This window comes from Halobiforma nitratireducens JCM 10879, from assembly GCF_000337895.1.
Classification (GTDB): domain Archaea; phylum Halobacteriota; class Halobacteria; order Halobacteriales; family Natrialbaceae; genus Natronobacterium; species Natronobacterium nitratireducens.
Window position 1 is genome coordinate 32,436 of record NZ_AOMA01000017.1, and the last position, 12,235, is coordinate 44,670.

Genomic DNA, 12,235 nt, shown 5'->3' on the forward strand with positions numbered 1-12,235 from the left:
GTCGTCCCTATTCTCAGGGTTCTCCCTGCTCCCAGAGTTCGTCGAAGCTCGCGGCGAGCTGGCGGGCGGTGTCGTCCTCCCGGAAGTTGATGACCGCGAGCAACTCGTCGGGCGCGGCAGGATTGACGACCTCGAGACAGACCTCGGTGCCGTCGAGGACGATGAACCGCTGTTCGGGAATCCGGTCCGTGTGTCGCACTTCCATCCCGGCTGCGGTGAGGTCGGCGATGCGGTCGGCCGCGTGTTCGAGGTCCGTCGCGAGCAGTCGAATCGAGACGCCGAGATCGAGGAGTTCACACAGCCGGTCTGCAAACGCCGTCTCGAACTCCGGACTGACGTCGACCGTGTCCGCGGCGATCCTGATCGAGTCGTCGACGGCTGCGAACCGCTCCAACAGGAGGTCCTGTGCCGCGTCCTCGTGGAGCGCGCTCGTGGTGAACCCTTCTTTCGTGTTGCCGTTCGTGATCCCCGAGAGCGCGTCCGCTGCCGTCGTCGCCGTTCGTTCGTACTCCGAACGCTGCTCCTCGAGTTCCTCGACCCGGCGTTGTTTGAGTCGATTCACGGCCTCGTCCGGTTCCACGTGGACGTACGTCCGCGGGCGACCGTCGTCGGCACGGGCGAGCGATCGATCGACGAGCGAGTTGAGGACGTCGTAGACACGTCCGGTGGGAACGTCGGCTGCGTCGGCGACTTCGTCGGCCGTCATCGTCCCTCCCCGAGCGAGTGCCACGTACGCCCTGGCCTCGTAGCTCGAGAGCCCCAGTTCGGCCAGTAGCTCCGCGTGTTCTTCCATATCGGGTCCTTCAGAGAGAGGAAACAACAAGCTTGTGGTTTGCAATAGAAAGGTTGATACGTAGGCTCCCGATACAGTCATACAATGAGACGAACTCGAATCGCCGCCCTCGTATTCGTCGTCTTTCTGGTGGCAAGTTTTCCACTGATAACGTCTGTCGCCGCCGCCGACGAACCCGACTTCGAGGTCTACGTTCCCGAGAACATCGTCGAACCAGGTGAGGAAACGAACCTCGAACTCGAGATTCGCAACGCTGCCTCGCCGTACGAGGACGACAGCGATGTCGGAGATGCGCCGCCGACCGAAGCACGCGACGTGACCGTCGCGCTCAACGAGACCGACGCGCCAGTCGACGTGAAGACCAACGAGACGCCGATGCCGACGATGTCGGCTCAGACGCTGTTCTCGGAGTCGTTCACCATCGCCGTCGACGAAGACGCCGAGGCCGGCACGTACCAACTCGAGGCCGAAATCGAGTACGCGTACGACGAGGACGACAGCAGCACCGACACGGAGACCGTCGAGATCGTCGTCGAAGAACGAGCACGGTTCGACGCCGGCAACGTCACGTCCAACCTGGTTGTCGGGGACCGCGGCACCGTCACGCTCGAGTTGGAGAACACTGGCGTCGAGAACGCAAGCAACGCCGTGGTCCAGTTCGATTCCCCGGACCCGAACGTTCAGACGATCGATCCGACGACCGACGAGTCGGAGCTTCAGACTGCAGGTAGCGAGGAGTACGTCGGCGACTGGGAGATCAACGAGACCACGACGGTCAAAGCGGCGATGGACGTCGATTCCGACGCAGTCGCCCGGACCTATCCCGTCTCCGTGACTGTCGATTTCCGCGACGAAGACGGGGTCGACCGTACCTCACGTGAGGTCCGCGTCGGTGCCGACACCGCACCCGAACAGCAGTTCGTCGCCGAGGATCTCACAACCGATCTCTACGTCGGCGAGGACGGGACGGTCGAGGGGAAGATCGTCAACGACGGACCGATGCCGGTCGAAAACGCCGTGATCGTCGTCGACGATGGCGAAGACGGCATTGTCCCGGAGCTCGAAGGGGGGCTCGGCAGCGGTTCGAACGTCTATCCACGCGAGACCCAGTACGCCGTCGGCGATCTGAAGCCGGGCGACTCAGAGCCGTTCGAGTTCCGAGTCGGCATCGGCGGGGAAGCCGAGCCGGGACCACGCATCATGGAAGCCGACGTCAGGTACCGGAACATCCACGACGACGTGCGGATGACCCACGATCCGATCGACGTTCCACTCGAGGTCGCGCCCGAGCGCGACGAGTTCGACGTCGAGATACTCAACGCTACCCAGGAGGTCGGCGACACCCAGAAAATCTCGCTGGAGGTGACCAACGCGAAGGCGGAGACGGTGACCGATATCGAGGCGGAACTCTACACGAACGATCCGCTCGACAGCGACGGCGGCGGCGGGTTCATCCCCGCGCTCGACCCCGGCGAATCGGCCACAGTCACCTTCGAGGTCGAGGTAGAGGGCGACGCGACCCCCCAGACGTACCCGCTCCGGATGGACTTCCGGTACGACGACGAACGGTCCAACTCCCAGCTGACCGATACGTACCGGATTCCCCTCGAGGTCGTCGAGCCGGATCGGCGACTCTCCCCGCTTGGCATCGCGATTATCGTCGGAACGTTCGGAATACTCGCCGCAGCCAGCTGGCGGTTCCGCGACGAGATCGAAGACGCCGCCGATGGTGTCCCGGTCCTCGAACGGACCAGTGAGGTTCACCCGTTCGCACCGATCGCGAGACGGATCGACGAACGCCGAAGTGACACGCGATCGACCACCGGAACGGACACGGGCTACGGTGGCCACGCACCCGTCGACAGTTCGATCGATCCCGACTCGAGCCTGTCGGACGGCCGTATCGATGACGTGATGGACGAGACCGAGATGGGGCAGTCGGCTGAAGACGAGCAGTTCGAGTTCGGTGAAGGGAGCGAAGTGGACGAAACTGGCAAAGCGGACGACTTCGACGAGCGCCAGTGGGACAGATCGGACCGTCACTCCGGCGATCAGGAGCATCACGAACCCGACCACGACGATCGAGCCGACTCAGATACGGATCCGTGAGGACCGATGGCATCAGCATCAGCATCGGACACCATTGACCGGCTACTCGACGGGCTCAACTACTGGATTACGGAACGTCCACGCGCCGTTATCATCGCGTTTCTGCTCGTTACAGCCCTGTTTGCAGGCGGACTGGGGAACATCGAGGTCGAAGAAGGCGTCGAGACGTTCGCCGAAGGGGTACCGGCATACGAAGCACAGCAATCGATCGACGAAGAGTTCGAGCCTCCGTTCGAAGGAGACGGAGCGACCACACAGGTCATCAAACGGGGTGACAACGTCGTCTCCCGGGGGTCGCTGTTAGAGCTCCTCGAGTTCCAACACTATCTCGAGGAAAACGACGAGCTCCGGGTCGAGGACACCTCGAGTATAGCGGAGTTCGTCGCGCTCACGATCGATCCGACGGCGGAAACCCGAGAGGAGCAGATCCGGGCATTGGAACGCAGTTCGGACAGCCAGGTACGTGACGTGGTCCGTGACCTGGGTCACAACCCCGACTTCGTGGCCCCGTTGAGCAACGATTTCAATCGACAGGAACCCCAGGCGTCGGCCGTCGTCGCGACCGCGACCCACGCGGACGACGCGGACGAACAGGCCGTCCAACAGCGAACCCAAGAGGTAGCGGACTCGATGACGGAAGACATCGTCGTGTTCGGCGGTGGCATCCTCGACTCCGAGTTCGAAAACGCCATCGAAGACTCGCTGACGATCATCGTGCCCGTCGTTATCCTGTTGATTCTCGGCTTCCTGACGTCGGCGTACCGCGACCCGTTCGACCTCGTACTCGGGTTGATCTCGCTGGTAATGGCCGTCGTCTGGACGTTCGGGTTCATGGGCTACGCCGGGATTCCGTTCACCGACATGATGATCGCGATCCCGCCGCTGTTGCTCGCTATCGGGATCGACTTCGGTATCCACGCGGTAAACCGGTTCAGAGAGGAGCGTGCGGCAGGGGCCGGGATCGAAGACGGGATGCGAAACGCAGCCGAACAGCTGCTGATCGCGTTTTTCATCGTCACCGGCACGACCGTTATCGGGTTCGGAGCCAACATGATGAGCGAACTCGGCCCCATTCAGGAGTTCGGGTTCGTCGCCAGCGTCGGAATCGTGTTTACGTTTCTCCTGTTCGGTATCTTTCTCCCGGCAGCGAAAGTCGAATTCGAACGGTTCCGCCGGGCCTACGACCTCCCGCCGTTTAGCTCGTCGCCGCTCGGCTCGGAAGATTCCACGCTGGGTCGTCTACTGCCGTACGGAGCTCACGCGGGGAACAGAGCGCCAAAAGCGATGCTGCTGATCGCACTCCTGTTGACCGCGAGTGCTGGCGCGTACGCAACGACGGTCGATACGACCTTCGAGGACGAAGACTTCCTCCCCGCTGAAGAGCTGCCAGCCTACGCGGAAGCCGCGCCGGGGGCGCTGGCTCCTGCAGAGTACACCGCGACGGGAACCATCAACTACCTCGAGGCCAACTTCGAGAGCGGCGAAGACGACGAGGTGACGATCTACGTCGAGGGGCCGATACACGAGGATCACGCCCTCGAGTCCGTCCACCGTGCCGGCTCCGATCCACCGTCGACGATCATCACCGAAGACGGCCACGCCGAAAGCCGGAGCATCGTCGACGTCATGCACGAACACGCCGACGACGACGACGAGTTCGCCTCCCTGCTCGAGGCAAACGACGTCAGTGGGAACGGCGTTCCGGATCGAAACGTGGGGTACGTCCTCGATCGACTGCTCGAATCCGACTCCCGGGATGACGCCCTCGAGTACATCACGGAAGATCAGCGGAGCATGCGCGTCATCTACACCGTCGAGGCCGACGCCACACAGGAGGAGATCAGCGACGATGCCGAGGAGTTGGCTGCTGACTACCGCCTCGATACGACGCCGACCGGTGAGATCGTCGTCTTCCACGAGATTTCCAACCTCGTCTTCGAGTCGTCACTGCTCAGTCTCGTGATCGCGCTTGCACTCACGGCAGGGTTCCTGATGGTGATCTATCACGTCCTCGAGGGCCGGGCGTCACTTGGCGTGGCGAATCTCGTTCCGATCGTCGTTACCGTCGCCGTTCTCGGCGGGACGATGCCACTCGTCGGGATCGCACTGAACGCACTCACCGGGACGGTGCTGTCGATCACGATCGGCGTGGGCGTCGCGTACTCGGTTCACGTCACTCACCGGTTTATCGACGAGTACAACGAGTGTGCGGACGCCTACGAATCGTTGCTAACGACCCTTCGCGGAACGGGTGGTGCGCTGACGGGATCGATGCTAACGACGCTCGGGGGCGCTGGCTCGCTGATAATCGCGGTCACTCCCGCGATCGGACAGTTCGGGCTGTTGATGGTCATCAGCGTCTTCTACTCGTATCTGATGGCGGTGATCGTGTTGCCGCCGACGCTCATCGTGTGGGAACGCCTGTTCGGCTGATCCACTCGGCTTTTTGTCGTGGCCGTCCCTTCTGTGGATTCCGTTCGTGGCGCGGTTCGTATCGTGTGAGAAGCGAGTCGCACCATTTCTCACTGTTGCGAGGCGTCGCTATCGGTACCGCCGAATGGGCCACGAGCGGTCGGATCGTCGTCGTTGGCTACCGGGAGACGACCGAGCGCCACGGGGACGCTCGCAGACGCCGGACCGATTAGGTCGGCTCTGGTCAGGTCAGTCCGTCCAGTACGCCTTCGTCAGTAGAACGAGCACGGGGAAGATTTCGAGGCGGCCGATCCACATGTAGAGGATCATCAGGAGCTTCGAGGAGTCGGGAAAGTCAAGGTAGCCGCCCATGGGCCCGGTCATCGTTCCCAGTCCCGGACCGATGTTCCCGAGTGTCGCTATCGACGCGCTGATAACATCGAGCAACCCGAATTCGGGATCGGCGAACAGTCCGACGCGGGCCGCGTCGGCAGCAAAGAGCGCGACGCCGGCGAAGAAGATCACGATGTACAGCAGCGTGAACGCGTAGATGCCACGGATAGCCTCCTCGTCGAGGGCGCGGCCGTTCATCCGAACCGGTCGGACGGCCTCCGGATGGATCGTCGTAAAGACCTCGCGGCGCAGCGTCTTGAGGATCACCAGCCACCGGAGGATTTTGATCCCTCCGCCGGTCGATCCCGTCGAGCCGCCGACGAACATCGCGAACAGCAACAGCGCCTTCGCGGAGCCGTTCCAGGCGTCGAAGTCCATGTTCGCGTACCCCGTCGAGTTGATCAGCGATGCGATCTGGAACGTCGCATAGCGGGCCGACCGCTCGAGGTTGCCGCTGATTTGGCCAGTTTCGGGCGTCTCGAGGGCGGAGACGAACAGGACGACGGTCGTCAGGACCGCGAGGACGGACGTCGCACCGAGATACAGACGGAACTCGTTGTCCCGCAGGAGCGTCCGGGCGTCGCCGGAGATGACGTGCCACCAGAGGACGAAGTTGACCCCGGCTGCGAACATGAACGGAATCACGAGCCACTGGACGGCCGGCGAGAACGCCTCGATGCTGCGTGCTTCGGGCGAGAACCCACCCGTCGGAAGCGTCGTGAACCCGTGGGCGATCGCGTTGTAGAGGTCCATATTCGGCGCGTAGCCAACAACATTGAGCCCGTACAGTAGGGCGATAAAGACCAGCGTAAGCACGACGTAGGCGATCCACAGGACTCGCGCGGTCTCGGCGATGTGAGGCGTGAGCTTCGAGACACCCGGTCCTGGCGTCTCGGCCTGCATCAGTTGTGCACCACCGACGGCCATCTGTGACAGAATCGCGACCGCGAGGACGATGATCCCCATCCCACCGAGCCACTGGGTGAGCTGCCGCCACATCAACATCGCCCGGGAGTGCGTCTCGAACGAGATGTCACCCATCACCGTCGCGCCGGTCGTCGTGAACCCGCTCATCCCCTCGAAAAGAGCGTTGATCGGGTGGGCAACGGTGCCGTTCCCGGCGAGGATGTACGGAAGCGAGCCGAAGGCTGCCGCGAACAACCACGTCAGTGCGACCACCATAAACGCCTCTCGAGCGCCCGGGTCGGGGTCCGGATCGAGCCGCCGGAGCGCCAACCCGAAACCGGCCGTGATGGCCATCGCAGCGATGAACACCCACAGGTCCTCCCCGCCGTAGGCGAGCGAGACGAGGATCGGAACGACGAACGCCAGCGAGAGAAACGCCAGAATAGTACCGACGAGGCTCAGTCCGGCTCGCCAGTCGACGTGGAGGCGTCGCGACAGCCCCATTCAGATCGCCTCGACGACTTCCTCGAGGACGGTCGCGTCGACGAACACGACGACGTGATCGCCCGGGCGGACGACCGTTTCGCCCCGCGGCGTGACGAGTTCGCCCTGACGAGAGATCGCGCCGACGACGACGCCGTCCGGTAGTTCTTCGATCGCGTCGGCGATCGGTCTCCCCGAAAGCACGCTGTCACCGTTGACTTCGAACTCGATGACCTCGGCACGGTCGTGCTCGAGCATGGCGACCTTCTCGGTGTGGTCGGCCCGGGTGAAACGGACGATCTCTTCGGCGGTTTCCTCCCGGGGGTTGATCGCCACGTCGACGCCGACGGTCTCGAACAGCTCCGCGTACTCGAGGTTCTCGATGACTGCGACGGTACGGTCGACGCCGATCCGCTTGGAGAGCAGTGAGACGAGCAGGTTCTTTTCNTCGAACAGCTCCGCGTACTCGAGGTTCTCGATGACTGCGACGGTACGGTCGACGCCGATCCGCTTGGAGAGCAGTGAGACGAGCAGGTTCTTTTCGTCGCCGTCGAGCGCGGCGACGACGAGGTCGGCCTCGTCGACGTGTTCACGGACGAGGAACTCGCTGTCGGTCGCGTCGCTTTCCANGACGAGCAGGTTCTTTTCGTCGCCGTCGAGCGCGGCGACGACGAGGTCGGCCTCGTCGACGTGTTCACGGACGAGGAACTCGCTGTCGGTCGCGTCGCTTTCCATCACCATCGTCTTCGGGAGTTTTTCGGCGACCTCTCGAGCGCGGTCGTGATCCTGTTCGATCAGCCGCGGCCGGTAGCCGTTCTCTTCGAACTCCCGGGCGACCTGGAACCCGATCTCGCTTCCACCCACGACGACGACCTCCTCGGTCTCTTCCCTATCGGGTGTGACGACGTCGTCGGCGAAGGATCGGACCGAACCGGGGCTCCCGAGGACGACGACGCGATCGCCGACCTCGATCACCGTCTCGCCGGTGGCGACGTTCATCTCCTCGCCACGGAAGACGCCGGCGAACGTCAGCGAGTCGTACCGGTCGGCTTCCTCGACGGTTCGGCCCGCAACAGGGCTGTCCGGTCCGATCTCGAACTCGGCCATCCGGACCAGTCCGCCCGCAAACATATCGACGTCCTGGGCGGCCGGCAACCCCGACACCCGGTAGATCGTCTGGGCTGCCAGCAGGTCCGTACACACCATGAAATCGACGCCGAAGGCCCCCTGTGATCCCTCCCAGGTCTCGAGCAGGGTTCGCCGGCGGACACGACAGATCGTGAACGCGTCGCTGACCGTCTTCACTGCGCCACAGACGACGACGTTCGTCTCGTCGTCGTCCGTACAGGCGATGACGAGATCGGCGCGTTCGATATCGGCGTCCCGGAGCGTGCCGAGTTCGGTGCCGTCACCCCGGAGCGCGAGGACGTCGTGAGCGTAGGTCAACTCCTCGACGATGCTCGCTTCGCGGTCGATCACGACCACGTCGTGGGACGCCTCGAGATTGCTGGCGATGGCGCGGCCGACCTCGCCAGCGCCGACGATCACGACGTGCATGGGGAGTTCCGATCGTCGTGGTACGGTCGGAGACGGCTCGACGCCGTCGACGGCGGCGACCGGGTCCGGAACTGACGGTTCGGAAGACCCGTATGCAGATTCCCGTGGTGTCTCATAGGTGCAGTATCGCGGTTCGTCGGATAAAATCGTCGCAGGCCTACCGCAAGCGGGGTCCCGTCCCAGTTCTCGCTTTCGTCGCCCTCGAGAGTCGTCGTGTAGCCGTAGTATAACACCCACTGCAAGTCAGTGCGCACCTGATAGCCAGACGAATCGGCGATCAGTGTGCAAATCGTTGCAGTCGGTACTGTAGCACGAGTTTCGATACGGAAATATTTCTCCGAGATATTGCGAGGTGGAAAATACCGAGAGTATATATTCCGGGATCACACAAGAGCCGCTATGGGAGACGGCGACGGGAGTAGCTACCGGCTCGACGAGATCGACCGGCGGATCATTCACGCCCTGATGGCCGATGCCCGCAACACCTCGGCTCCGGCGATCGCGGAAGACGTCAGCGTCTCCGGCGCGACGATCCGCAATCGAATCGCCCAGCTCGAGGAACACGGCATCATCGAAGGCTACCACGCGACCGTCGACTTCGAACACGCCGACGGCTCGCTGATGAACCTGTTCATGTGTCACGCCCCGTTCGGGGAGGTCGAGGGTGTCGCCCGGAAGATCGGAACGATCCCGGGCGTGATCAACGTCCGCGAGCTGATGGGTGGCCGAATGAACCTCCACGTTCTCGCCGTCGGAACGGACACGTCGGACCTGCGGCGAGTGGGTCGGGAGCTCGAACGGCTGGATGTCGAAATCGAGGACGAGTTTCTCCTACAGAACGAACACGACTTCCCGTATACGCCGTACGGGCCGTCGGACGGTCGTCGTCGAGAGCCGCTTGCCGACTACATCAGTCTCACTGGCGGCGCGGAAGTCGTCGAGGTGACCGTCCACGAGGACGCGCCGATCGCGGGACAGAACCTCGAGCGGGCGGCCGAAGCCGGCGTGCTCGACGACCACACGCTCGTGGTAGCGATCGAACGCGACGACGCCGTCATCACGCCCCACGGCGACACCGAAATTCGGCCGAACGACGTCGTGACGGTGTTTTCGCCCAACGGAAGCGACGAACCGACCCTCCGTGGCTTCCGAGAGCCCGGGTCGACGAACGGGATCACCGGCGGTACTCAACGCGAGTGATCGACCGTGTCAATGCAAGCGAAACCGAATCCGAGCCCGAGACCGGGCCCGAGCCCGAGCCCGAGCCCGAGCCCGAACCGGGACGCCGACGGAAGCTGGACAGCCGAAACGGACGATCGAACCGAAAGCGAACGCGGCTCTAAAGGTCCGCCCACCGGGCTCGTAACCGCCCGGAGAGTGAGCAGGTGATCGAGATGGCGCTTGGCGATCTGCTTCCCGGGTTCCTCCGACAGTCGGACGATGTCGCCGACGACGGCGTGCTCAGGGAGTGTCGACACTGCGGCTCGAAGTTCGACGATCCGGTCGATCGGTGCCACGTCTGCGGCGCGACCGAAATCGCCACCTACGAGTTCGTCGACGCCGGGACCGGGGACGAGGAGTCGACGGCCGGTGAGGAGGACGAACTCGAGGGAGACGAAGACGACGAGCGCGAGGACGGCAACGAGAACGGGGACGAAGACGGAAACGAAAACGGGGCTGGAATCGGTTCCGAGAGCGAAAATCGACCCGACGATTCCGACGACGATGGCAACGCCGTCCCCGACCCCCACCACGATCCCCTCCCCGACCAGCCGGCAGACGCCGAGCGACCGGATCGCACCGACGAACCAGGGGCCACGGCTGGAGACGAGACCGAGAACGACGACGATCGTCTGTCTCCCGAGGACAGTGACCACGACGGCGATGCGGACGACGACGGCGGCGGTAGCGACACGACCACCGACACCGGGTCCGATCACACCGCTTCCGGCCGCGACGATCCGAACGGCCGATTCTGACTTCGACCGACTTCGATCCCGATCCTGACCGATTTATACGCACCCACGAGTGAGACGTACCCATGGACGTGTTCGGATTGGTCGGCAACCCAGTCGGCCACTCACTGTCGCCGCCGATGCACGAAGCGGCTTACGACGAACTCGGGATCGACGCCCGCTACGTCACCTTCGAACCCGAGCCCGGCGACCTCGAGACTGCACTCGAGGGGGCGGCGGCGCTCGGCGTATCGGGGCTGAACGTAACGATCCCGTTCAAGCAGGACGCCCTCGCCTCCGACCTGATCGTGGCCGACGACATGGCGCGTCGTATCGGCGCGGTCAACACCGTCGACTTCTCGGGCGATCGGCCGACGGGCCACAACACCGACGCCGCTGGCGCGCTCCGAGCGCTCCGGAACCACGGCGTCACGGCCACGGACGCAAGCGCCGTCGTCGTCGGCGCTGGCGGGGCAGGGCGAGCCGTTTCCTTCGGTCTCGCGGACGCCGGCGCGACCGTCTCGATCGCCAACCGCACGGCGTCGACGGCCCACGACCTCGCCGCTGCGGTCCCGAACGCGACCGGGCACGGACTCGGGGAGCTCGAGTCGTTGCTCGCCGACGCCGAGATTCTGGTCAACGCGACCAGCGTCGGGATGGAAGAGGACGCGACGCCGGTACCTGCAGACGCGCTTCACGGCGATCTTGCCGTCCTGGATGCAGTCTACCGGCCGCTCGAGACGCGCTTGCTCGCGGACGCCGCCGAGACTGGCGCGACGACGGTCGACGGCGCGTGGATGCTGCTCTACCAGGGCGTCGAAGCGTTCGAGCGCTGGACCGGGCGTGACGCGCCGGTCGAGGCGATGAACGAGGCGCTTCGTTCCCGACTGTAATCCTCCCGGTCGTCGACCCGCGAACCCGGCAAAACTGGTCGTTTCCGTCGCCGCATCAAAGGAATTTAAGTGGTAAAACCAACTACGTCGTGACAATGGCAATCATCGAAAAGCTGAAATCGCTGTTGGGACTCTCCGGGTCGAGTTCGGAGCCTCGAGACTCGCGCGACGTCGGTGTCACGGTCGAGCGCGAGCGCTCGACATCCGACGAGAACGAGAACGGACCCGCACCCGCCGAGCCGCCGGCGAGCGCGACCGCGAGCACGAGCCCCGATACAGACACCGACGCCGACGCCGACGACGCTGCTGCGGCTGGCACCACTGCCTCGAGTTCGACCGACTCGATGACCGAACCGACAGCCGACCCCGACGAAGCCGCCGAACCGGCCGAGGCTGCCGGCCCGACGGAAGAAGACGCTGCGCCGACGGAGGAGACGACGGACGCAGCCGCAGGCGTGACCCAGATCGATCCTGCAGGCGACGAGACCGAGAACGACGCCATCGACGAGGCCGAACCGGAGCTGGAATCGGAACCCGAGTCGGACTCCGAGCCGACCGACGCCGAATCGGACGACGACGATGCCGATGCCGACGCCGACGCCGACGCCGACGAGGCCGCTGCGGTCGGCACCACCGCCTCGAGTTCGACCGACTCNACGACGGACGCAGCCGCAGGCGTGACCCAGATCGATCCTGCAGGCGACGAGACCGAGAACCTGTCTCTTATACACATC

The 12,235-nt window shown here is 64.0% G+C and carries 8 protein-coding genes; 5 read left to right on the forward strand and 3 right to left on the reverse strand.

The window, feature by feature from the left end; genetic code table 11:
* Positions 1-13: 13 nt before the first annotated feature.
* Positions 14-793, reverse strand: a complete 780-nt coding sequence (locus C446_RS02225; RefSeq protein WP_006671424.1) for a TrmB family transcriptional regulator — start codon at positions 791-793, stop codon at positions 14-16.
* Between the two features lie 84 nt (positions 794-877).
* Here C446_RS02225 and C446_RS02230 point away from each other — a divergent pair, with 84 nt between their 5' ends.
* Together C446_RS02230 and C446_RS02235 are read left to right on the forward strand one after the other, a co-directional pair.
* Positions 878-2,902, forward strand: coding sequence for a COG1361 S-layer family protein (locus tag C446_RS02230; protein WP_006671425.1), 2,025 nt, complete (start codon positions 878-880; stop codon positions 2,900-2,902).
* A gap of 6 nt (positions 2,903-2,908) precedes the next feature.
* Positions 2,909-5,335: an efflux RND transporter permease subunit gene (locus C446_RS02235; RefSeq protein WP_006671426.1), complete on the forward strand. Its 2,427-nt coding sequence runs from the start codon at positions 2,909-2,911 to the stop codon at positions 5,333-5,335.
* Between the two features lie 228 nt (positions 5,336-5,563).
* Here the strand turns inward: C446_RS02235 and C446_RS02240 are convergent, their stop codons facing one another.
* Together C446_RS02240 and C446_RS02245 are read right to left on the reverse strand one after the other, a co-directional pair.
* Complete coding sequence (locus tag C446_RS02240; RefSeq protein WP_006671427.1) at positions 5,564-7,117, reverse strand: TrkH family potassium uptake protein; 1,554 nt, start codon at positions 7,115-7,117, stop codon at positions 5,564-5,566.
* Entirely contained in the window at positions 7,118-8,653 is a 1,536-nt protein-coding gene (locus C446_RS02245) for a Trk system potassium transport protein TrkA (protein ID WP_006671428.1), read from the reverse strand.
* Positions 8,654-9,052: 399 nt separating this feature from the next.
* Between C446_RS02245 and C446_RS02250 the strand changes: the two genes are divergently transcribed.
* The 3 genes from C446_RS02250 to C446_RS02260 all read left to right on the forward strand — a co-directional run bounded on the left by C446_RS02250 (position 9,053) and on the right by C446_RS02260 (position 11,501).
* Positions 9,053-9,853, forward strand: coding sequence for an Lrp/AsnC family transcriptional regulator (locus C446_RS02250; RefSeq protein ID WP_006671429.1), 801 nt, complete (start codon positions 9,053-9,055; stop codon positions 9,851-9,853).
* Between the two features lie 194 nt (positions 9,854-10,047).
* Entirely contained in the window at positions 10,048-10,632 is a 585-nt protein-coding gene (locus C446_RS19770) for a hypothetical protein (protein WP_239639441.1), read from the forward strand.
* 62 nt (positions 10,633-10,694) lie between these two features.
* Positions 10,695-11,501, forward strand: a complete 807-nt coding sequence (locus tag C446_RS02260; RefSeq protein ID WP_006671432.1) for a shikimate dehydrogenase — start codon at positions 10,695-10,697, stop codon at positions 11,499-11,501.
* Positions 11,502-12,235 lie beyond the last annotated feature (734 nt).

Excerpts from the sequence above, each read along its gene's own strand:
- C446_RS02225 (WP_006671424.1), bottom strand. The coding sequence starts at position 793 with ATGGAAGAACACGCGGAGCTACTGGCCGAACTGGGGCTCTCGAGCTAC.
- C446_RS02230 (WP_006671425.1), top strand. The coding sequence starts at position 878 with ATGAGACGAACTCGAATCGCCGCCCTCGTATTCGTCGTCTTTCTGGTG.
- C446_RS02235 (WP_006671426.1), top strand. The coding sequence starts at position 2,909 with ATGGCATCAGCATCAGCATCGGACACCATTGACCGGCTACTCGACGGG.
- C446_RS02240 (WP_006671427.1), bottom strand. The coding sequence starts at position 7,117 with ATGGGGCTGTCGCGACGCCTCCACGTCGACTGGCGAGCCGGACTGAGC.
- C446_RS02250 (WP_006671429.1), top strand. The coding sequence starts at position 9,053 with ATGGGAGACGGCGACGGGAGTAGCTACCGGCTCGACGAGATCGACCGG.
- C446_RS19770 (WP_239639441.1), top strand. The coding sequence starts at position 10,048 with ATGGCGCTTGGCGATCTGCTTCCCGGGTTCCTCCGACAGTCGGACGAT.
- C446_RS02260 (WP_006671432.1), top strand. The coding sequence starts at position 10,695 with ATGGACGTGTTCGGATTGGTCGGCAACCCAGTCGGCCACTCACTGTCG.